Origin of the sequence: Paraburkholderia sp. 40, from assembly GCF_050434105.1 — a bacterium.
Taxonomy (GTDB): Bacteria; Pseudomonadota; Gammaproteobacteria; order Burkholderiales; family Burkholderiaceae; genus Paraburkholderia; species Paraburkholderia tuberum.
Genome location: NZ_JBNPVY010000004.1, coordinates 1,130,350 through 1,151,713 on the forward strand (window position 1 = coordinate 1,130,350; position 21,364 = coordinate 1,151,713).

The following is a 21,364-nucleotide window of genomic DNA, read 5'->3' on the forward strand; positions in this document are numbered from 1 at the left end:
CTCGCTATTGCAGCGGCGAAAGCCCGCGAAACTCAGCGTGCGAGCATCCGGTAAAACAGCGCGCCGAGTCCCGCGCCGATGAACCACGAGAAATTCGCGAAGCCGTCGAGCCCCGGCACCATCACGCAGATCACCGCGATCAGCGCGGCCGGCAGCAACGCGGCCACCGCGCGATAGTTGACGCCGTTGCGATACCAGTACGAGCCGCTCGGCGCGACCGTGTACAGATCGTCGAGCACGATCTTCTGACGCTTCACGAGGTAGAAGTCGACGATCAGGACGCCGTACAAAGGTCCGATGAAGCTGCCGAGCACGTCGAGCGTGTAGTGGATCACGGCCGGATTGTTGAACAGGTTCCACGGCGTGATGAACACCGACGCCACCGCCGCGAGCATGCCGCCCGCGCGCCAGCTGATCAGACGCGGTGCAATGTTCGAGAAGTCGAAGGCCGGCGACACGAAGTTCGCGACGATGTTGATGCCGATCGTCGCGATCGTGAAGGTCAGCGCGCCGAGAATCACGGCCATCGGATAGTCGATGCGGCCCACCGTCTCGACCGGGTCCGTGATCAGTTCGCCGAACACCGGCAGCGTGGCCGCGGTCGTGATCACCGTGACGAGCGAGAACGCGAGGAAGTTGACCGGCAGGCCCCAGAAGTTGCCGCGCTTGACGCTGCGAAAGCTCCTGCCGTAGCGCGAGAAGTCACCGAAATTCAGCATCGGTCCGGAGAAGTACGACACCACCAGCGAGATCGCCGTGATCATCACCGGTACCACTTCCATGCCGTGATATTTGACGCCGCCGAGGTTGATGCCGATGTTGCGCCAACCCGCGCGATACACCATGTAGCCGGCGAGAATGAACATCACGACGTAGACGGCTGGCCCGGCGAAGTCGATGAACTTCTTGATGGTCTCCATGCCGTGCCAGAACACCAGCGCCTGCAGTACCCACAGCACCATGAAGCCCGCCCAGCCGAGCGTCGACAGACCGAGCAGGCCATGCCGATGCACATCCGCATACGGCAACAGTTGCGGCACGAACTTCAGCACGACGATCACGAGCGCGCTCGACGCGAGATAGGTCTGGATGCCGTACCACGCGACCGCGATCAGGCCGCGGATCACTGCGGGGACATTCGCGCCGAGCACGCCGAAGGTCGCGCGGCACGCGACCGGATACGGCACGCCGTTCAGCTGGCTCGGCTTCGCGATCAGGTTGCACAGCACGTTCACGAGCGTGATGCCGATCAGCAGCGACACCAGCACCTGCCAGCTCGTCAGGCCGAGCGCGAACAGACTCCCCGCGAATACATAGCCACCCACGCTATGCACGTCCGACATCCAGAACGCGAAGATGTTGTACGCGTTCCAGTTCTGCGCGCGCAGCGGCGCGAGGTCCTCGTTGTAGAGCCGCTCGCTGTAGCCGGCCGGCATCGACGGATCCGTTTGAGCCGTGCCGTCCGGATAGTTGGAGATGGGGTGACTGCCTGGCGCTGCACTGAACTGAGCCATGATTCCTCCTTTGGATAGGGACCGTCGAAAGAGCATCGACGGACATTGCATCGGCCATGCCAGTTGCTCGCTTCTCGTCCCGCGTGGGTCGAAGAAGTCGGCGTCGTGGTCCCGGACCGTGCCGCGCGTGTCTCCGTACTGACGTACTTGTGGTTGTCGCATCGCCAGCCGCCGCGGCTTTCCGGCGATGCGTCGCTACCCGACGTCCGTCGTCTCGCGACGGACGTGCGTGTTCAGGCCGGCGGCGCTCACGCGAGGCCGCCTGGCCGTGCATCTATCGGTTCAGTTCAATTCAGTGCGGCGCGCACCACGAACGGGCGCTCGCCTGCTGCTTGCCTCAGCCTGGGGTGGAGTCGGCTTCGGCTGTCTAGGTGGATGCTTCTTTCGACGCAAGCGCGCCGAATACTTCATGCAGATCCGCTGCCCCGCGCGCGGGGCGATCCAGCATCTTCAACTCGACGCTTTGCAGATGGCGCGACATCAGCGCGGCCGCCTGCTTCGCATCGCCGGCGTCGAGCGCGGCGAGAATCGCTTCGTGGTCCTCGAACGAGCACGGGCTGCGTCCGAGCGATTCGTACAGCGCGGAAATCAGCGTGGAACGCGCGACCAGCCCGTTCAGGCAATCGCACAACACTGAGTTGCCGGTCAGGTTCGCGAGCTCCGTATGAAACTCGCCCGACAAGCGGATCCATGCCGGAAAATCCCGCGTTTCGAATGCCTTGCGTTCCCGCCCGATCATGCCGCCGATGTTCTTCAGACGCCGCATGCCGTGTCCGCTACAGATCTTTTCGACGACGGCCAGCTCGATGATGCGGCGCATTTCGAACACCTCGTGCACCTCCTGCAACGACGGACTCGCGACGAACGCGCCACGATTCGGCTCGAGATCGACGAGGCGCTCACTCGCCAGCTGCGATAGCGCCTGGCGGATGGGGCCGCGCTTCACACCGAATACTTCGCATAGCTGAGCTTCGGTGAGCTTCGCGCCGGGTGCCAGCCGATGCTCGAGGATCGCCGCGCGGATGCGCTCGGCGATTGCTTCGGGCTTCGAACTGTTCGCGACGGATTCGGTGTCGGACATGATTGGCGTCTCGGTATGTTGGTCATCATAGGACGGACGCAAATATTGTCAACAATTTTTGCGTCTATTTTCGACAGTTTTCGTGCTACGCTGCGTCAGCGGAAGGCTGTGACCCAAGCTGCGCGGCTGTCTGGCGGGAATCTTACCTGGTTTTGATGATGCCAAGACGAGTATTGGCAACCAGTTTTTGTCAACAAAAACTGCAAACATTGGCGATGGGTGTGGGAGGTGGTGAGTGTGGAGATACTGACAGTTAGTTGCGTTACTGACGCAAAAAAAGCGGGCGATCCGCCCGCCTCCGCCCCGCCCACGACGGCTTCAGCCAATACTCGGATAGCCCGACGCCGTCAGCCTGAAGCCATGCGCATTAGCGACCAGATGCGCGTCCGCGCCGACCGGCAGCGTCACCATGTTATGAACGTGCCCGAACTGCAGCCCCGTCACGACAGGAATGCCGATCAGCGAGCGCACTTGCTCGACCATCGCGTGCAGGTCGTAGCCGTTGTCGTAGTCGTACGGCTTGCCGCCCGAGAAATCACCGAGCACGAGCGCCTTCTGTTGCGCGAGGATGCCGGACAGATGCAGTTGATAGATCATCCGCTCGATGCGGAACGGCTGCTCGTTGACGTCCTCGACGAACAGGATGCCGCCCTGCACCGGCGGCATGTACGGCGTGCCGACAAGCGACGCCACCACCGCCAGATTGCCGCCCCACAGCGTGCCCGTTACGTCGACGCTCTGCGCTTGCGGCGTGTCGCTCGCGACCGTGATGGTCGGCTGCGTCAACGCCGACCAGAAATGCCGCATCGTGAATTCGCTGACCTGCTCGGCGCCGAAATCACTCATCAGCATCGGGCCGCCGAAGGTCTTCAAGCCGGCGCGCGCGAGCAGCGCCAGTTGGATCGCGGTGAAGTCGCTGTGACCGACCAGCGCTATCGGCTGATCGGCGAGCCGCCGCTGCAGCCCCTCGTAGTCGAGACCGTGCAGAATCCGCATCGCGCCGTAGCCGCCGCGCACGGCCAACACGACATCGGGCAGCTCACGCGATGGATCGGCGAGCCGGTTCAGATCGGCCGCGCGCTCGCCGTCGGTGCCCGCGAAGCGCTGGTAGCGGCGCTTCGCGGCCTCCTCGCCGTCGACTCGATGCCCCTGCGCACGCAGCCGATGCAGCGCGCGATGCAGCACCTCCGGATCATGCGGATAGCCGGATGGCGCAATCAGTTCGATGGTGCGAGATGCGGTCATGGCGAGACCCGTTGGGCGTTGTTGTTTTAGAGCGGCGTGGTTGGGGGCGGTTCGCTGCTGGAGGGTGTGGCGGTGTCCACGGCCGCTTCAGCCGCTTCAGCCGTTTCGCCGCGCGCCGCCGCGCGGGCTGCGCGACTCGTCCGACGCCGCTCGGCAAAAAACGACCTGAGCGCGGCACCACATTCGGCTTCGAGGACGCCGCCGCTGACCGTCGTGTGATGGTTCAACCGAGGATTCGCGAACGCATCGACGACGCTGCCGCACGCGCCGGTTTTTGGATCGCGCGCGCCGAACACGACACGGGCGATGCGCGCGTGCATGATCGCGCCGGCGCACATCAGGCAAGGCTCGAGCGTCACATAGAGTTCGCAACCCGGCAGACGGTAGTTTTGGAGCGACTGCGCGGCTGCGCGCAGCGCGACCATTTCGGCGTGCGCGGACGGGTCATGCGCGCCGATCGGATGATTGAAGCCCGTGGCGATGACTTCGTCGCCGCGCACGAGCACCGCGCCGACCGGTACTTCGCCGGCTGCGCGCGCTTCTTCGGCGGCGGCCTGAGCGAGCGTCATGAAGCGCAGGTCGCGTTCGGAAATGATGGCAGCGTCGGAATTTCCGGGAGGGATGGTGGCAGCGGCCATCGGGTGATCAGCCGCCGGTGCGAAGACCGCGCCGATGCAAGCGCCAACGGATTTCTCACCGGCCTCGGCTTGCGCAGAAGAGCCGATCGAGGCGGCACACGGGAGCGGCTCGTTCACTGCGAACCCGCGGCGGCTACATCGACATTGCCCACGCGCTCAGAGAGACGCTCCGCGATGCGGCGGCAATATTCGCGCGGCAGGACCATCGGGCCGCCGCGCAGCGATTCGAGAGCCATATCGAGCGCGAGCATGCGCGCCTGAAGACGGCAACGGGTCGCCTGATCGCTCACGGCATTCAGCTCCGTTTGCAGATCGCGCAACGCGCGAAGCTGCTCGACGGCGGGCGGCACGAAGCCCGCATTTTTCAGAATCCGGTTGGCGACGCGCACCTCTTCCGGCACCAACGCATCGTCGTCGAGGGCTAGCGGCGCGCCCGCTCCCGGCAAGTCGTCGAACTCTCCGCGCGCGGCGGCGGCAATACGCTGTTCGACAAGCGCATCAAGCAATTTCATCTGCAATCCACAACGTTGCGGCCCGAGCATTCTATCAGGGAGCGCATGGGCGCTCCGTGCTCACTTGACGGCATAAAGGCGCCGATTTGCCGGCAACCCGGCATTTGACGGTGCTTCAGCGTGGACTTAGAGTAAGTCATCAAGTCGCACAATGCGCGCGGCGCTTAACCGTCGCGGCACGCAGAGGTTGTCTCTCGTCGAATTTGATGCCGCCATGCCATTCAAACCGATCGGCCGTCCCAGTGCTCTTCCCATCGCGGAACCGCGTCCGATCTGCGCCGCGCAGCCAGTGCGAGGGGGCCGGCAAGCGTCTCGGCGGATCGGCGTGCGTAGCGCGCTGGCGGCGATTACCGCGGCCGTGCTGCTTTCCGGCTGCGGCGTTTTTTGCGGTGGCGCCGCGGCGAGCGGCGGCGCCTATGCCGGGGGCTGCGGGACGAGCGTGCGGTTCTAGCCGGCGCCTCGCGAAACAGCCGCGAATTCCTTACCGAGGTGGCCTACGCCCCTCCCTCAGCTCGGCGCCACCAACGGCCAACGCGCGAGGACGATATGTCTGGTCCGTCCCAGCAGGCTGTGCATCAGCGCAAACTCGCGCACATTCCAGCACGCCGCCTCGGCCGTACGGCGCTCGATCCACTGCATCCCGTACGCCAGCGTCACGTGCGGCGTAAAACGTGCGTCGGGCTCGATGCCGTCGTCGCGCAAGCCCGCTTCGAGCGCATCGTGAAGCGCCTGCAGTCCGTCCACACCGTGCTCGCCCACCAGCACCGCCGGCCCGAGCCGCGGCCTTTTCGCGAAGCTGGCGACCGCGTCAAATTCGACCGTAAACGGCGCCATGCTGACCGCCGCGGCCGCCCGTTTCGCCGCCTCGACCACATCCGCCGGCAAGCCGCCCGCGAAATTGCCGAGATGCCTGAGCGTGACGTGCAAGCGGTTCGCCGCGAGCGGTTTGCCGCGCACGCCGCTGCGCCCGCGTGCCTCCACACAAAGCTGCTGCGCGAACTTCGCGATACCAGCCGCGGTATTGGCATCGGGATAGACCGCGAAAAAGAGCCCGTCGGTGGGCGGGGACGGCGCCTCGAGCCCGGGCAACCACAGTTGTTCAGGCATCGCGCCTCGTTCCTTCGCTGATTCTTTCCGTCGATCCGCACACCGCCGCACAAGCGGCCCATTGCAGTCATGATACTGTATATTCATACAGTACGACAGGCCGTGTGCAACTGCGACGCGCTACAGATCGGCCGGCTTGCCGATGCGTTTGTACCAAAGCTCGATAAACGACTCGGCCGCCGGCGACAGCGAATGCTCGGCGCGTCGGATCAGATTCACGTCGCGTGTGACGAGCGGCGCTTCGAGCCTGCGCGCGACCAGATCGCGATGTGGAAACGACCCGAGCAGAATGCCCGCAAAAATCGCGATGCCGAGACCGGCCTGCACCATCGAAAGCCCGGTCGTCATATAGGACACTTCGTACTCGACCGCCTTGCGCATGCCGAGCGTGAACAACGTTTCGTCGATCAACTCGCGGATGCCGCTCGTCGACTTGATGCCGATCCACGGATACTGCAGCGCATCCTTCCAGCTCACACGCCGCTTTTTCGCGAGTGCCGGATCCTTGCGGCAGACCGCGCACAAGTTGTCGCGCGCGAGGCATTGCAGCGTGATGCCCTCGGGGCGCTCGCTGATCGTGCCGATGCCGAACTCGACGTCGCCCGTCAGCGTCGACGCGGTCAGGCGATCGGGCGCGGCGTCGTCGACCGAGACCTCGATGTTCGGGTACAGCGCGCGATATTCGGCGAGCAGTTTCGGCACGATCGCCGCCGCGATCGACGGCGTTGCCGCGAAGCGCAGTCGACCGCGCTCACGCCCGGCCAGCTCCTTCACGCTCGACTGAAACCGCTTACGTGGGATCGGGGAACAGAGATGGCGGACCACAAACGGTTCACCATTGCCACCGACATTGCCGTGTATTTCTGCGATCCCAAACACCCCTGGCAACGCGGCTCGAATGAAAATACCAACGGCCTGTTAAGACAGTACTTTCCGAAAGGCATCGACCTGTCGGTCTACTCACAGGCCAAACTCAACGCCGTGGCACGACGGCTGAACGAGCGACCACGAAAGACCCTGGATTACGAGACACCGGCTGAACGATTCCATCGAACTATTGCATCGACCGGTTGAATCCGCCAACTTACGTCGGTCATACACGTAAGTTCGTCAGGCATGGTCTACAGGTAGCAGTTCATCGTCAATCGGACGGGGGACAGGTGCTCGATCCCATCACAGGCTGTCGGGGGCACATCGAATACTTGCCGGCGTTCCGAAACACGGGCTTCGTCCATTGGCAGCCAGTTGTGACAACGATCGCATTGCGCTAGCAATGGGTGGTACACGGTCTGGGGCGGCTGCTCGACTTGCTTAAGCGTCGTTGGTTCTGTCGCACGGTAGGCCGTCAAGGTTGCAAAAACGGGAACTATGAGTTGGCGCCACGGGGCTTGTAAGCCGACAGCAAGTGGATAAACTGGCGCCCAACGATCTGGCATACAGGCTCTCGGCCGCGCCGGGCCGGTGTTTCACTAACCTATGCGACTCCCGCCGTCCCAACCTTTAACTGGCATTGGGACATTGCCCGCGGTAGCGAAGGGACATTGGCCGGCGTCGCCCCCGGGGGCCGAAGAACGTGCCAGAAACCGAATCTAACCATGGAGTGAACGATATGGCTTTGCACAAGGCAGTATTGGTAGCAGTGGCACTTGCAGCATGTATCGATGCGCACGCACAGGTCGCCGGCACACAGACTCTGAGCGTCACTATCCAGCAGTCCCAGGCGCTTTTGCAGGGATGGAGCGTCAAGAAGAGCGTGCTGGGCAAATCGGTCTACAACGACCAGAACGAAAAAATCGGCGCGGTCAAAGATCTGATCGTGGCGCCGGACGGCTCCGTGTCGGCGGCCATCGTCGCTACAGGCGGCTTCCTCGGCGTCGCCACGCATGACGTAGCGGTGCCCATCGCCGCACTCGACGTGCGCGGCGGCAATCTATATCTGCCGGGCGCCACCAAGGACGCCCTGAAGGCAACGCCTGAGTTCCAGTACGCGAAGGTGCAATCGCCGCCTAAGCCGAAGAAGGTTCAGGCAGAGTGACCTGTTTTCAACAGTCCTAAGCTGAGGTCGTTGCGGCTGGCAAGGTCAGTCGGCAACGACCTATCGCCGGACTCGAGCTTCGCGCGCAACCGCTTGCCCCTTCATTCCCCCTTACGCTGCGCACTCAACACCTTGCCCCCGCGCTGCTCGGATGGGGGTATTGCAGAGTAGCCCCATCCGAACAAAGCCCCTTCAGACCGCCTTCCCATTTTTCCATTTCCAAGCCACTTCTGTAGTCAATATTGGCGACTGCTGATTAACACGGCCGCGCGTCTGGACGGGCCACCGCCTTTCATGGATCACCCAACACCATGCAAAAAGCCCTCGGACTTGCCGTTGCCACCCTGCTCGCCGTCGCCGCTATTGCGCTGTGGACCCTGCTCGCCCGGTTCGAACCATCCATCAAGTCCGCCATCGAGACGGAAGGCGCGCTTGCGACCCAGACGCAGGTGCTCGTGGGTAGCGTCGAATTCTCGCCCTTAACCGGCGTGGGCGCGCTTGATGGACTTACCGTGGGCAACCCCACTGGTTTCTCTTCGCCCTACGCCGTAGTGGTGGACCATATCGCCTTGCATGTGGAGAGCGGCTCACTTCTCGGCGGCGGCCCTGTCATTGTTGATTCCGCCACAGTCATCGCACCGCAGATTACTTACGAGGCGCAAAGTCCCACCGCCACCAGCAACCTGGAGACCATCAAGAACAAAGCCCAAGCCTATTCCGCCACCCCGGCCGCCATCCAGGCCGGCAGCAACGCGCGCAAGGTCATCATCCGCGACCTCACCGTCATGGGCGGCGCGCTCTCACTTGACATTCACCTGCCCGGAGGCCCGCTTACGGTACCGCTGCCTCCGCTGCATCTCGCCAATATCGGCGCGACCACAAACGGCGCCGCTCCGCCCGAGATCATCCGTGCCGTGTGCGAGGCGCTCGCGGACGAAGCGAAAAAGGCGGTCACCGAGGCCATCGCCCAGAAGCTCAAATCCGTTATCAGTATGCTAAAGCCGCCCGTAGGTGGGTTGCCAAAGCTTCCTTCCCCGCCGTCGCCTCCGTCCCCTCCGTCCCCTCCGTCCCCGCCGTCCCCTCCGTCCCTGTCGTCCCCGCCATCCCTGCCACCCCCCCCACCCGGCCTACCCTTGCCGCGCCCTCCTGGCTTTTAGGGGCTGACCGGGCCACTGCAATCCAGTCCCGATCAGAACCGTAGCAGTTACAACGGCTATGTTGGCACCCTGCTTACCGAAGTTTTCATCCGCAATGAAAAGGTGGTGAGTTACCGCGTCGCTGATCATTCGAGCCGTGCGTATGACGGCGTCGTACAGAGTGCGTGCGACTCGGTCAGCCCCAAATGAAGAGCGTGCGCGCCACGAGATCTATAGTTACCAGCGCCATTCGTACAGCCCGCAACCGCGAATGACTGTCCCACAGCCTGCGATCCCTTGCGGGCTTTTCTTGTGCGGGCAGCCCTCCGTCTCATCGTGGTCGGCTCACCCTTTCGCATAAGGCCGAGAAGCGGCGCCGATCTTCCCCAGACTGAGAGGCTGTTTTTTTGGGTGGTACCGACATTCGAATGTCTTCCTGCACCTAAGGTCGAATGGCGGGAGTTGGCCGATAGGACCTGTTCGACGAACGTTTTGCAGCGCCGACGTTGGGTTCCTCAACGAATTGGTAAGGACCTCCCCGATTGCAGGATCGACACCGTCTGGTGCCATCATGGCTGGTGTTACAACCTTCCGGGAAGGGGGAAGTCATCAACAGGATTACTCGAGTTGGCGTGGATCTGGCGAAGAACGTGATGCAGACTCATGCGGTCGATAGCGCCGAACGCATCGTAGTACGTAAAGCGATCCCGCGGGAGCGATTTGTGAGCTGGTTTGCCAATGAGCAAAAGTCGAAAGTGGTGTACGGGGGAGTTGAGGCGGAGGATTGAAGGCGGTGGAGGTTTCAGCTGAGAATCTGATTGTCGAAGTCGGAAACCAGCAAACATCAAACCATCCACCATGAGCAAGTTTACGGAAAAAGAAGTCGTTGGTCTATCGGAAGTCGGTCTTGGCCTGGACGATCTCGTGCGCCAGGGCGCGCGGCAGTGATCCAGCAAGCAATTGAAGCGGAGCTGTCGGCGCTGCTGGAGCGATTCGAGAACATCAAGACCTTGCACGGCCAGCGTGCCGTGGTGCGCAACGGCTATCTGCCGGAGCGCGAGGTGTTGACAGCGGCCGGTCCGATTCCGGTGAAGGTGCCGAAGGTTCGCGATCGCTCAGGCTCAGGCGTGAAGTTCAATTCATCGATCGTGCCGCCGTATGTGCGGAAATCGCCGCGCGTGAGTGCGGCGCTGCCGTGGCTGTATCTGAAAGGCATTTCGACCGGCGACATGAGCGAGGCGCTGAGTGTGCTGCTGGGCGAGGACGCCAAAGGCCTGTCGGCGAACGTGGTAAGTCGTCTGAAGGCGCAATGGGCCGATGAGCATTTCAACTGGAGCCGACGTGATCTGTCGAAGTCGCGCTACGTGTACTGGTGGGTCGATGGCATTCACACCGGGCTGCGCAGCGAGAACTCGGAGGGTCAATGCCTGCTGGTGATCATCGGCGTGAGGCCGGATGGGCGCAAGGAGCGTGTGGCGATCGGCGACGGGTATCGCGAGTCGAAGGCGTCGTGGCAGGAACTGCTGCTCGATCTGAAATCGCGTGGCCTGCAGGCCGGTCCGTTGCTCGCAGTCGGCGACGGCGCAATGGGTTTCTGGACCGCACTGGAGGAGGTGTTTCCCGCCACGCGCGGCCAGCGCTGCTGGTTCCACAAGATGGGCAACGTCCTGAACGCCCTGCCGAAGTCACAGCAAGGCAAAGCCAAAGCAGTTCTGCAGGCAATCTGGATGGCCGCCACGCGCACCGACGCGTACACCGCCGTTTGATCATTTCGTGGCGGTCTACGCGGCGAAATATCCGAAGGCAACAGAGACGTTGAAGAAGGACCGGGAGAGCCTGCTGGCGTTTTACGACTTCCCGGCCGAGCACTGGCAGCATTTGCGCACGACGGATGAAATTGACAAGCCTCAAGATCGATATTTTTTGAGCTTCATGACGTCTGCCTCGGCGGCCATTGCGTTGAGGCGGCCTTGTTGCCAGGCCGAGCCTGTTTCCAGCGGGAGAACAGCCGGTGATACGCCCGCTCGGCCTGCTCGGCCATCGCCCGTTCCTGGTCACGCACGCTCTTCAGATTGTAGGCTGCTGCACTGCCTTTCGGGCCGCCGCGGCGCGCAGGCATGCCGGCCCGCAGTTCGAGTGAGCGGTTCTTGCGCGTGGTGAGCGCCGGCCGGTCCCACGCGAAGGCCTCATTGCGTGTGAGGACGTACCACACCATAACGGCGATCTTGCGTGCTGTCGCGACAGCGGCAATCTGCTGGCCGCGCCGATCCCGGATGTGCAGGAAGAATGCGCGTAGCGGTCCGGCTGACTGCGCCGCCGACCATGCTGCTTCAACGAGCATCGCACGCGCATAGGAGCGTCCCCGCTTGCTGATACGGCCGTGCCTGGCGGGTTGCGCACCGGTCTGATAGACGCAGGGGTTGAGTCCGAAATAGCTGAGGATTCTCGAAACAGGGGCAAGGTCAAGCTGACCAATAGTGAACCGCCCCGGGTTTCCCCTCAGGATTACCCATAAGTCGCTCGCGACTGTGCGATTGAAGGGCGATGGCTTGTAAACGGTGACGACCGATGTTAACTTTGATCCGGTTCGTGATCTGTGATGTCGGGCATTGTCGGACACATCTGACCTTGATGATTGGGCAAATGAAGAGTTTGGCGCCGCCGAGCTCGGCGACGCTCGCCTGACCAGACGGCTCGTGACGCTGGCACGCAAGCTTTCGTTGGGCCCACATTGCTCTTTTCCGCAGTCGTTCAATGGTTCGGAGCTGAAGGCGGCATATCGTTTTTTCGACAACCCGCACGTGGATGTCGATGGCGTGCTGGGTGGGCACATCGGTCAAACGCTGTGTCGTATGCAACAGGTGCCAGTCGTCCTTGCTGTTCAGGACACCACCGAGTTCAATTTGTCTCATCTGCGGGCAACCGAAGGTCTGGGATATGGCTCCGATCCACATGTGCGTGGTTTCCTGATACACAGTCTGCTTGCGCTCACGCCAGAGGGGCTGCCACTCGGGGTGATCGGGATGAAGACCTGGATACGCAGGCACGAGGAGTTGGGCAAGAAACATCTGCGTGGGCAACGAACCGTACAACAGAAAGAGAGCGCGAAATGGCTCGAAGGCATCGAGCAACTGGGCGTACTCAAGACGCACTGTCCGTGCACGCATGTCATCGGCGTGAGCGACCGTGAAGGCGATGTCTATGACGTGTTCCTGGCGCAGCGGCCTGCCGGTGTCGACTGGTTGGTGCGCGCGTCGTGGAACCGACGCGTTGCTCACCCCGATCGATATTTGTGGGAAACCGTGCTGGCCTCGCCAGTGCTTGGAGAGGCGCAACTGCAGGTGCCTGCACGCGAAAACCGCCAGGCACGCACCGCACGGCTGGTTGTGCGCTGCATGCCCGTACGCCTTCGTCCGCCGCAAAATCGTCGTCGCGAGAAGCTTCCCGAAATTGAAGTGTTTGCAATTCATGCACAGGAAACGAACTTAGACGAAGGAGCAGAGCCATTGGAATGGCTTCTACTGACTTCGGTGCCTACGCAAACACACGCAGAGGCCCTCGAGCGTCTTGCATGGTATGCGCGCCGATGGACGATTGAATCGTGGCATCGTGTGCTTAAAAGTGGCTGTCGCATTGAAGCCCGCCAATTTGGCAATCTCGATCGATTCGTCCGCGCCACCGCATTGTTCGCCGTCGTAAGCTGGAGGATCCTGTACTCCATGTTGCTTGCCAGGCTTGATGGCAACCTGCCATGCGAAGTATTGCTGCAGCCAATCGAGTGGCGAGCCCTCTACTGTCGTACGCATGGCAGTACCGAAATACCTGATAAACCGCCGTCACTCGCGCAGGTCATCTTGTGGATCGCCAGACTCGGCGGATATCTCGCTCGAAAGCATGATCGTCCACCTGGTCCTACCGTCATCTGGCGTGGATTTCTTGTCCTGCACGAAATCACGATGATGTACCGAATATTCAGGCAAAACGAATAGCACCATCACATTACTTGTGGGTAATCCTGAGGGGTTTCCCGGAGGCTGTTTTGCTTGAGTCACGCCGCGATGGCGGACCCAGCGAGTTTTGAATAATAAGCGGCTTCTGCCTCAGCAGGTGGAATGTTGCCGATGGGGCCGAAGAGCCGACGATTGTTGAACCAGTCGACCCATTCGAGCGTCGCAATTTCAACGGCCTGCGGATTGCGCCACGGTCCGAGAGGGTGTAAAAATTTTTGTGTAAACGGTCATTTGGCAGGAAACTGTCAGCAACAGGAGCACAGATGACCGTAGCGAAACGCAACAAAAGAGAAAAACCCGATCCTGAACTCGTCAAGCTGGCAGACAGCCTGCTGGCGAACTACCAGAAGCCGGAAGATCTGATAGGCGAGAACGGGTTGCTCAAGCAGCTCACGAAGATGCTGGTGGAGCGAGCGCTTGAGACGGAGATGTCCGAGCACCTGGGCCATGGCAAGAGCGAAGCGGTGACTAATGCCACTGGCAACACCCGGAATGGGCATAGCGCCAAGACGCTGCAGGGGGAATTTGGCGAGTTGCCGCTCAACATCCCGCGCGACCGTCAGGGGGCGTTCGAGCCGAAGCTGGTGGAGCGCCATCAGACGCGCTGGACGGGCTTCGACGACAAGATCATTTCGCTGTATGCGCGTGGCCTGAGCGTGCGCGAGATCCAGGGGCACCTGGAAGAAATGTACGGCACGGAGGTCTCGCCCACGCTCATCTCGGCGGTCACCGACGCCGTCAGCGAGGAGGTGAAGGTCTGGCAAGGCCGTGCGCTCGATGCGCTTTACCCGATCGTCTATCTCGACTGCATCCACGTCAAGGTGCGCGACAGCGGCGCGGTGCGCACCAAGGCAGTGTACCTGGCCATCGGCGTGAACATGACCGGTCACAAGGAGGTTCTGGGACTGTGGATTGCCCAGACCGAGGGTGCCAAGTTCTGGTTGCAGGTGGTCACTGAGCTGAAGACGCGCGGCGTGCAGGACATTTTTATCGCCTGCGTCGACGGGCTCAAAGGTTTCCCTGAAGCCATTGAAGCGGTCTATCCGAAGGCGGCCGTGCAACTGTGCATCGTGCATATGGTGCGCAACAGCCTGAACTTCGTGCCGTGGAAAATACAGCAGGAAGTCGCCGCCGATCTGAAGACGATCTACACTTCATCGACCGTAGAGCTGGCCGAGCAGATGCTCGGCGTCTTCGAGGCCAGGTGGGACAAGGACTACCCTTCCATCGGGCAGAGCTGGCGGCGCAACTGGGCACGCGTGATTCCGTTCTTCGATTACCCGCCGGAAATCAGGAAGGTGATTTACACCACGAATGCCATAGAATCGATCAACATGAGTCTGCGCAAAGTAATCAAGACCCGCAGCTCGTTTCCGACCGATGAGGCCGTGACCAAGCTGTTTTACCTGGCGCTGAACAACATCAGCAAGAAGTGGACGATGCCTATCCGCGACTGGAAAGCGGCCCTGAACCGCTTCACAATCCAGTTCGAAGAGCGGCTAGTGCCGGGTTAAACCTCAACCCGTTTACACAAAATTCCGGACACCCCCTGGTCCGAGGCGATGGATCACCTCTGCCTTGTACAAGCCGTTGATCGTTTCCGCCAGTGCGTTATCGTAGGAGTCGCCCACGCTGCCCACTGACGGCTCAATGCCAGCCTCGACCAGCCGATCCGTATAGCGGATCGATACGTATTGCACGCCGCGGTCGCTGTGATGTATCAACCCGTCCTGCTGCGCCGGCTGTCGCTCGTACAAGGCCTGCTCCAGTGCGTCCAGAACGAAGTCCGTGCGCGCCGAGCTCGACACACGCCAGCCGACAATGCGTCGGGCGAACACGTCAATGATGAACGCGACATAGACGAAGCCCTGCCAGCTCGATACATAGGTAAAATCTGACACCCACAGCGCATTGGGCCGTTCGGCCGTGAATTGCCGGTTCACGAGATCCTTCGGGCACGGCGTCGAACCATCGCTCACTGTCGTGCGTACCGTCTTGCCCCGCACCACACCGCGCAGGCCCATCTGCTTCATCAGCCGCTCGACCGTGCAGCGCGCCGCGACAATGCCTTCCCGCTTCAATTGCGTCCAGACCTTGTCTGCGCCATACACCTGGAAATTTTCTTCCCACACGCGCCGGATCTCATCCTTGAGCATCCTGTCGCGCTGGGCCCGCGGCGGCACCAGGCCTGGATTGACGCGGCGGGCCACATGCGTGTAGTACGTCGACGGGGCAATTGGCAGCACCCTGCAGATCGGCTCGACCCCGTAGACGTGCCGGTGATCATCGATGAACGTGATCATCACTTCGGTCGGCGGTCGAGCTCCGCCTGTGCGAAATATGCTGACGCCTTGCGCAGGATTTCATTAACCTGGCGCAGCTCACGGTTCTCCCGCTCCAGTTCCTTGAGCCGATCCTGCTCCTGCGTGCTTGTGCCCGGGCGCAAACCCCGATCCCGCTCTTCCTTGCGCACCCAGCTACGCAGCGTTTCACCCGAGCAGCCAAATTTCGCTGCGATCGACGCGATCACTTTCCATTGCGATTCGCGGTCGCCCTGGTGTTCCAGCACCATTCGCACAGCCCGCTCACGAACTTCCGGCGAGTACCTTGGGGACTTCTTCTTGGTGTTTTCCATAGCTCCATTTTCTCAAGAAGTGGAGCCTCCGGAAATCCCGGGCCGGTTCAATAGTGTAAGTTGACAATACCGTTTCGCTCTACTAATCCGCGCTGTCGATCCGAACCAGCGCTTGTGCGTCCAGCAAGCTGTGTTGCAGCCATTCGTAAGTGACGTAGGCCAGCCCGCCGTCGCCCCAGCCCGATGACCAGGAGTTCTTAATGATGAAATATCCGCCGCCCGCTACCTGATCGCTGTCCTCGTAGCCGACGACTAGAATTTCGTGACCGCACAGGCTGGTCCCGCAGTTGTCCGCCTTGATGACCCACGACACGACGCCGCCCTTGTACGTCGCAACCTGGAAATCGAAGTTCGCGTTGATGGCCATGACCACAGGGTAGCCGCGATACAGCGCTTGCTTGATCCGGCCAATGGACGCATAGAGCTTGTGCGCCGTGGTCGTCCGAAATCCTGAGGAATTCGCTGCGGTAGAATCCTGCTGCCGGGTATCGCTGCCGCCACCCTGCGCCTCGGTAGCCGAGCAGGTGGCATTGGGATACTTGCGGTTGTAGTTGGTGCAATACTTGTCATCGCCATTGTATGGCCAGGATTTCTCCGGAACGAACTTGGTCTTGTTGTCGACGAATGCAGCGATGGTGTCGTACGGGTCGAGTCCGGCGTTGTTCCAGGTGTCGGTCAGTCGCTTTCCCTGGAAGTACGTGTTCTGTTCCGACAGTTTAGTACTGTTCTGCTGCCTCGAGAGCAGCAATTCCGTTGCGGCGTTCAGGGAGAACGCTACGCACGTGCCCCGTTCGCTCTGATCTTTGATATCGCTCTTCAGGGATTCGAGATTCGTGATAAGAGCACTGTGGCCCACCCCCAAGGAGTCCGAATCGGCCGTGTCACAACCTTCCAGGCCACTCGGGCAACTGTTCTTGCTCGCCTGGGTCAGCCGCACCTTGTAGTCGCCGAAGAGTTTGATCATCGAGTCGGAGACCCCGACGTTGGAAACAAGGTCCTTTCCCACGTCCTGGTAGCTGATCACCTGACGGGTGACGCTGGACAGGTCGGCCTCATAGCGGGTGTCGCTTCTCGCGTCACCGTAGCTCGGCGCGTAGAAGCCGGTATCTGAGGAACTGTTACTGTTACTGTTACTGTTACTGCTACTGCTACTGTTTCCACTGCTGCCATCGCCCCCGCCGCCCCCACAAGCTTGAAGCGAAAAGAGAATGGCGAGCAGGGTTACACGGGCAAGTTTCATGAGATTATCTCGTCTGCGCCGGTGCGACGGCGCTGCCGCGAACACAAACGACGCGATGTTTTGACGAACCCCGATATGGCTCAAAGCCACCTGCGCGGGTCAGACCGGGGACCAGTGCGGCGTAAAGCGCGACTGCATCGGGTATGGCCTTACATTACAGCCGCCACCGGAATTGGGCTATCACACGAAAGTCAGGAACGCCTGTACGGTGGGATATACCGGCACCGCGTTTAGCGTCGCGTGGATATACGGGCGTATACAGGTGCTTTCAGGATTCGGAACGAAAAGTCCGAATCCTGAAAGCACCCCAGATAGATGGAATGGTCGCCGAAAGCGATTAGCTTCCAAGAAGGTCGCCGCACTACGCGCACGGTCCGCCGGTGCCATGGCGATGGATCGCCAGGCACGCCACTGTCACCGTCCTTCACGGCACGGCGTGTCACTCCGGCATCGCCGGCGAATGGTGATTGAAGATCTTCCACTCGCCATCATCATCTCCTCGAGATTGCGCGAACTCAGCGAATAGTCCACGTACCATCGCACGCACAGCAAAATCACTTCAAGCGGGTAATGAAGGCCCTTCAGGATCTTGGCCAGGCCAGGGGCAAGTGTGGTTTGCGGCATCTTCGTCTTCTTCATCGGCCAGCTCAACATTTTGCTGCCGAATTTTAACCCGGCCCCTTACTGCAACAGAACCGTAGTTTCCCGTGTCGCAGCATAGATGATGGCTCGCCTGATGGTGACGGGTTGCTGATCAGTTCCATAGGGTCGCCTGTCGGTCCAACTTCGGACGTTGCGAAGTGGGACTCGAATGACGCTTATGGGTCGAAAGTGTGAGTTCGCTGATGTGGAAAGCTGCCGCTCGTCTGCTTCATGCCGACAACGTCGGCAGTCCGCCGTATTACTGACGTAGAACCCAGTCCGCTCCAATGTCGCCAATGGCCGAGAACTTGCCCGCGTCCTTATGCCGGCAAGGTCCCGATGCACTTCACAGTGAGAGGCCCGGGCCGCGGCCGTGGAACGGTAGGCTGCATGACTGCCATCAATCCGGGGACTCGGAGTGCAGCCTGGCCTGCCGCCGCGCACGGTCGTTAATCACCTGATGGCGCCAGTCGTCAGTCATCAACTCCAGCACAGCAGTCAATCCCGTCGCTTTCTGGCGAGGCGTGGCCGATGCGGCCGCGCCTGTCGGACCGCACCTGCATGCCCGATCAACCCGAGGCATGGCATGCACCCGACTCCCAGCTTCCCGCCCTTGACCCGCGACCGCGCTCTTTTGCGCTTCGCCGCTCACGGTCAAGCGGCGCATGAAGCTCGCCAACGTGTCGCCCAAATTGCTCGCACTGCTGCGCGACGATGCCATCACGCTCGACCAGCTTGCCGCGCTCGCTCTCGCCGACGACCACGAGACGCAGGAGCATATCTGGTTCGATGCGAACGAATGGCAGCGCCAGCCCAACTATCTGCGGCAGGCCATCACCCGCGCGGAAATCGACGCGAGCCGCAGCCGTCTCGTCCGCTTTGTCGGCCTTGACACCTACGAGGCTGCTGGCGGGTATGTGCGCCGCGACCTGTTCAGCGACGACCAGAACGCGGGATACATCGCGGACTCGGAACTGTTGCAGCGCCTCGTCGCACAGAAGCTCGACGACGCCGCCGAGGAAGTGCGCGCCGAAGGGTGGGGGCTGGACGGAAACGCGCGTCGAACGCGATTTTCTGGAACTGAACCGCCACGGCAGGCCGCGTCCGGTCCAGCGTCCGTAAACGGAGGACGAGCAGCGCGAATTGGTTTCGCGTACCGCGCAGCAGGACGAACTGGCCGAAAAGCTCGAGGCGTTGTCGGAGGACGACGAAAATGCCTACGAGGAAGCCGACTGTCTCATTGAGGAAATCGGGCGCGTCAATATGGCGATCATCGCGCTCGCAAGCCGCATCGTGGTTTGGGATACGGATCAGATAGCCGAGGCCGGTGCGTTCGTGATCGTCGGCCCGCAAGGCGAACTTCTCATCGAGCGCGGCCTCGTGAGGCGCGAGAACAGCGCCGCGCTCGATGCGGCAGGCGCGACCGTCCCCGGCACGCCGGAAGCCGAAGCGCAGGACGCAGCGGACACACCGACCCCGAAGGTCAAGCCTGTCCACAGCGCGAAACTCTGTCAGCGGCTCACCGCACACCGTACCGCCGCTGTCCACGCGGAACTGGTCGCACCGCCCGCCGTTGCGCTCGCTGCCATCCTCCGGCAACTGATCCCGCAGGCATTGCCCGAACACTACGGGCATACGTCCACGCGCGGATACCTGGCGCTTTCCGGCGAGAACAATCACGACAGCCTGCTACGTGCAGCAGACGACCTGCCCGCCAGCCCCGCGTGGAACGCCATCGAGACCTGCGCGCACGCTGGATTTCCGAGCTCCCCGCGAGACGCGCCGACCTGCTGCCGTGGCTGATGCAGCAGGACCCCGGCACGACCCTGCTCGACCTGCTCGCGTTCTGCACGGGCACGCTGCTCGACGGCATCGCTGGCGAGGAAAAGCCGCATGCGATCAATGCGCTGGCGGGCGCGCTGAACCTCGACATGACCCGGTATGTATGAACGCGTCCCAGTTGCGCAAGTGTTTCGTGTGTTCGAACATGGCAGGAAGGGCTTTGTTTATTGCCTCCCAGCGTCAAACATGGCAATCAGGGTGCAAACGGGCACATTCTTGAGCACATACAAGTTCGAGCTCAAGAGTTGCACTCACGAGTCTTGACTGGCTGTGCCGACGCCAGGACGCTCACCTTTGGATTCATAGCAATCCAGCCGTCCAGCATATCTGCCCACGCCTGGAGCATCTCCCTCCTCTGCTCTGCATACTCGGCCTTGTTGTAGACCGCGCGCACGCCACGTTGTTCGTGAGCGAGGCATTTCTCGATCCAGTCGGTGTTGAACCCTGCTTCGCGCAGCAGCGTGCTGGCCGTCCGACGCAGATCGTGCACCGTGAAAGGATCAAAATCTGCCCCGTCGTCGCGCATCAGCTTGACCGTGCTGTCAATAACGCGGTTAGCGTCGCTGCGCTTATTGGGGAGGCGGTCTCATAGCGGCCCGGATGCACGTACGAACTCGCTCCGAAGCACGTCTTGAATGCGACCAGGATGTCTAGGGCCTGGCTCAGATAGACATTGTGGGGGCGACCGGCCTTCATCCGCTCCTTCGGAATTGTCCAGACTGCGGCGTCGAAATCTACCTCGGTCCACATTGCCAAGATGAACTCGGACTTGCGCACCAGCGTGAGCAGCATGAACCTGATAGCGAGACGCAGCGTAGGCATCGTCGGCGTGCGTTCCAGTGCACTGAAAAACACATGAATTTCGGTCGGCGTCAGTGTCCGATCACGCGGCTTGAACGTAGCGATGGCAGACGGGCGGATGGCCTCCGCAGGATTGTCCACCTTTAGTCCTCGCGCCTGCACGAAACGGTAGACCTGCAGAACGATGTCGCGCGCCTGCACGGCAGGGGCCGCGGCGCCCCTCTCCCTGATCTTCTCGCAGCGCGCCATCAGTCGCGCGGGCGTGATCTCTTCCAACTTCAGCCGGCCAAATTCCGACACAAGATTACGCTCGTACACCGATTTGCGCATCGATCGTGTGGAATCGGCAAGAGCAGTCTCCGCAAAGTACTTCTCCGCCCATTTACCAAACGTCTGCGCCTCGGACGCCTCGATCCGTTTCTCGACTTTCGCCCGTGAAGGACTTTCTCCACGTTGGATTGCTCCGTAGGCCTGGTCGCGCAGAAGCCGGGCTTCCGGGAGGCTGATAGCCATTCCGAATCCGAGCTCGTCTGGCTTGCGTGGCTTCCGTGCAGAAAGTGATGGATCGTACCGACCGACAACCAGGGTTTCCCGGCGACCGTTCACCCGGTAGTCGTACCGGAAGCTCACCGCGCCTGACGGCGTCACTGCCGCATATAGACCCGCTGATCGGCCACCTTGTAGATCTTCTTGGCCGGCTTCAGCGCTCGCAACTGCATGTCTGTGAGCATAAGAACACCTCGAACGTATACCGTCAGCCAATACCGTCAGATCGATGTGACGGTATCGGACAAGGCCGTCCGAGGGAGAAATCTCGATACCGTCAGCGATACCGACATTTCCTCCGGGCACTGTCCGGATCACAGCGGATCACGACCGACAATAATCCGCTGTTTTTTAACGGAAAAACAGGAAAAACCGGACCT

Annotated in this window: 13 protein-coding genes, 8 pseudogenes and 1 other annotated feature; of the genes and pseudogenes, 8 read left to right on the top strand and 13 right to left on the bottom strand. The window is 61.4% G+C overall.

What is annotated here, in order from left to right:
• Positions 1-32: 32 nt before the first annotated feature.
• The 7 genes from OKW28_RS26830 to OKW28_RS26860 form a co-directional block, all read right to left on the bottom strand.
• Positions 33-1,514, bottom strand: a complete 1,482-nt coding sequence (locus OKW28_RS26830; RefSeq protein ID WP_429450246.1) for an NCS1 family nucleobase:cation symporter-1 — start codon at positions 1,512-1,514, stop codon at positions 33-35.
• Positions 1,515-1,881: 367 nt separating this feature from the next.
• Complete coding sequence (locus OKW28_RS26835) at positions 1,882-2,595, bottom strand: GntR family transcriptional regulator (protein ID WP_184049203.1); 714 nt, start codon at positions 2,593-2,595, stop codon at positions 1,882-1,884.
• 318 nt (positions 2,596-2,913) lie between these two features.
• Complete coding sequence (gene ldcA / locus OKW28_RS26840; protein WP_429450248.1) at positions 2,914-3,840, bottom strand: muramoyltetrapeptide carboxypeptidase; 927 nt, start codon at positions 3,838-3,840, stop codon at positions 2,914-2,916.
• 26 nt (positions 3,841-3,866) lie between these two features.
• Positions 3,867-4,595: a tRNA adenosine(34) deaminase TadA gene (tadA, locus tag OKW28_RS26845; RefSeq protein ID WP_429450250.1), complete on the bottom strand. Its 729-nt coding sequence runs from the start codon at positions 4,593-4,595 to the stop codon at positions 3,867-3,869.
• On the bottom strand, positions 4,592-4,990 hold the full coding sequence (locus OKW28_RS26850) for a DnaJ family domain-containing protein (protein ID WP_429450252.1): 399 nt from the start codon (positions 4,988-4,990) through the stop codon (positions 4,592-4,594). Before OKW28_RS26850 ends, tadA begins: the two co-directional genes overlap by 4 nt.
• 507 nt (positions 4,991-5,497) lie before the next feature.
• Positions 5,498-6,097, bottom strand: a complete 600-nt coding sequence (locus OKW28_RS26855; protein ID WP_429450254.1) for a 2'-5' RNA ligase family protein — start codon at positions 6,095-6,097, stop codon at positions 5,498-5,500.
• Between the two features lie 120 nt (positions 6,098-6,217).
• Complete coding sequence (locus tag OKW28_RS26860; RefSeq protein WP_429450256.1) at positions 6,218-6,871, bottom strand: LysR substrate-binding domain-containing protein; 654 nt, start codon at positions 6,869-6,871, stop codon at positions 6,218-6,220.
• Between the two features lie 9 nt (positions 6,872-6,880).
• Here OKW28_RS26860 and OKW28_RS26865 point away from each other — a divergent pair.
• The 5 genes and pseudogenes from OKW28_RS26865 to OKW28_RS26885 all read left to right on the top strand — a co-directional run.
• Positions 6,881-7,171 (top strand): annotated as a pseudogene (locus OKW28_RS26865) (IS30 family transposase); the annotation flags it as partial.
• Positions 7,172-7,706: 535 nt separating this feature from the next.
• On the top strand, positions 7,707-8,132 hold the full coding sequence (locus OKW28_RS26870; protein ID WP_429450257.1) for a PRC-barrel domain-containing protein: 426 nt from the start codon (positions 7,707-7,709) through the stop codon (positions 8,130-8,132).
• Between the two features lie 311 nt (positions 8,133-8,443).
• The gene (locus OKW28_RS26875; RefSeq protein ID WP_429450258.1) at positions 8,444-9,289 is read left to right on the top strand and encodes a hypothetical protein; all 846 of its coding nucleotides are present in this window, start codon (positions 8,444-8,446) and stop codon (positions 9,287-9,289) included.
• Between the two features lie 611 nt (positions 9,290-9,900).
• Positions 9,901-10,056 carry a hypothetical protein gene (locus OKW28_RS26880; protein WP_429450260.1) on the top strand — a complete coding sequence of 52 codons (156 nt, stop codon included), beginning with the start codon at positions 9,901-9,903 and terminating at the stop codon, positions 10,054-10,056.
• Positions 10,057-10,126: 70 nt separating this feature from the next.
• Positions 10,127-11,170 (top strand): annotated as a pseudogene (locus OKW28_RS26885) (IS256 family transposase); the annotation flags it as partial.
• A 28-nt stretch (positions 11,171-11,198) separates the two neighbouring features.
• Here OKW28_RS26885 and OKW28_RS26890 read toward each other — a convergent pair.
• Positions 11,199-11,708, bottom strand: a pseudogene (locus OKW28_RS26890) (transposase); the annotation flags it as partial.
• Between the two features lie 169 nt (positions 11,709-11,877).
• On the opposite strand from OKW28_RS26890, the gene OKW28_RS26895 reads away from it, so the two are divergent.
• Complete coding sequence (locus tag OKW28_RS26895; protein WP_429443705.1) at positions 11,878-13,257, top strand: IS4 family transposase; 1,380 nt, start codon at positions 11,878-11,880, stop codon at positions 13,255-13,257.
• Between the two features lie 59 nt (positions 13,258-13,316).
• Here OKW28_RS26895 and OKW28_RS26900 read toward each other — a convergent pair.
• Positions 13,317-13,475 (bottom strand): annotated as a pseudogene (locus OKW28_RS26900) (IS3 family transposase); the annotation flags it as partial.
• A 66-nt stretch (positions 13,476-13,541) separates the two neighbouring features.
• Here OKW28_RS26900 and OKW28_RS26905 point away from each other — a divergent pair.
• The gene (locus OKW28_RS26905) at positions 13,542-14,792 is read left to right on the top strand and encodes an IS256 family transposase (RefSeq protein WP_184073972.1); all 1,251 of its coding nucleotides are present in this window, start codon (positions 13,542-13,544) and stop codon (positions 14,790-14,792) included.
• Positions 14,793-14,810: 18 nt separating this feature from the next.
• Here OKW28_RS26905 and OKW28_RS26910 read toward each other — a convergent pair.
• The 3 genes and pseudogenes from OKW28_RS26910 to OKW28_RS26920 all read right to left on the bottom strand — a co-directional run.
• Positions 14,811-15,913: pseudogene (locus tag OKW28_RS26910) on the bottom strand (IS3 family transposase); the annotation flags it as partial.
• Positions 15,507-15,623: a sequence feature (AL1L pseudoknot), on the bottom strand. It overlaps the preceding pseudogene by 117 nt.
• 82 nt (positions 15,914-15,995) lie before the next feature.
• The gene (locus tag OKW28_RS26915; RefSeq protein WP_429450262.1) at positions 15,996-17,153 is read right to left on the bottom strand and encodes a C1 family peptidase; all 1,158 of its coding nucleotides are present in this window, start codon (positions 17,151-17,153) and stop codon (positions 15,996-15,998) included.
• A 477-nt stretch (positions 17,154-17,630) separates the two neighbouring features.
• Positions 17,631-17,792: pseudogene (locus tag OKW28_RS26920) on the bottom strand (IS6 family transposase); the annotation flags it as partial.
• A 629-nt stretch (positions 17,793-18,421) separates the two neighbouring features.
• On the opposite strand from OKW28_RS26920, the pseudogene OKW28_RS26925 reads away from it, so the two are divergent.
• Positions 18,422-19,738 (top strand): annotated as a pseudogene (locus OKW28_RS26925) (chromosome partitioning protein ParB); the annotation flags it as partial.
• A gap of 137 nt (positions 19,739-19,875) precedes the next feature.
• Here the strand turns inward: OKW28_RS26925 and OKW28_RS26930 are convergent.
• A pseudogene (locus tag OKW28_RS26930) lies at positions 19,876-21,169 on the bottom strand (tyrosine-type recombinase/integrase).
• Between the last annotated feature and the right edge of the window lie 195 nt (positions 21,170-21,364).

Excerpts from the sequence above, each read along its gene's own strand:
- OKW28_RS26830 (WP_429450246.1), bottom strand. The coding sequence starts at position 1,514 with ATGGCTCAGTTCAGTGCAGCGCCAGGCAGTCACCCCATCTCCAACTAT.
- OKW28_RS26835 (WP_184049203.1), bottom strand. The coding sequence starts at position 2,595 with ATGTCCGACACCGAATCCGTCGCGAACAGTTCGAAGCCCGAAGCAATC.
- ldcA (WP_429450248.1), bottom strand. The coding sequence starts at position 3,840 with ATGACCGCATCTCGCACCATCGAACTGATTGCGCCATCCGGCTATCCG.
- OKW28_RS26850 (WP_429450252.1), bottom strand. The coding sequence starts at position 4,990 with ATGAAATTGCTTGATGCGCTTGTCGAACAGCGTATTGCCGCCGCCGCG.
- OKW28_RS26855 (WP_429450254.1), bottom strand. The coding sequence starts at position 6,097 with ATGCCTGAACAACTGTGGTTGCCCGGGCTCGAGGCGCCGTCCCCGCCC.
- OKW28_RS26870 (WP_429450257.1), top strand. The coding sequence starts at position 7,707 with ATGGCTTTGCACAAGGCAGTATTGGTAGCAGTGGCACTTGCAGCATGT.
- OKW28_RS26875 (WP_429450258.1), top strand. The coding sequence starts at position 8,444 with ATGCAAAAAGCCCTCGGACTTGCCGTTGCCACCCTGCTCGCCGTCGCC.
- OKW28_RS26905 (WP_184073972.1), top strand. The coding sequence starts at position 13,542 with ATGACCGTAGCGAAACGCAACAAAAGAGAAAAACCCGATCCTGAACTC.
- OKW28_RS26915 (WP_429450262.1), bottom strand. The coding sequence starts at position 17,153 with ATGAAACTTGCCCGTGTAACCCTGCTCGCCATTCTCTTTTCGCTTCAA.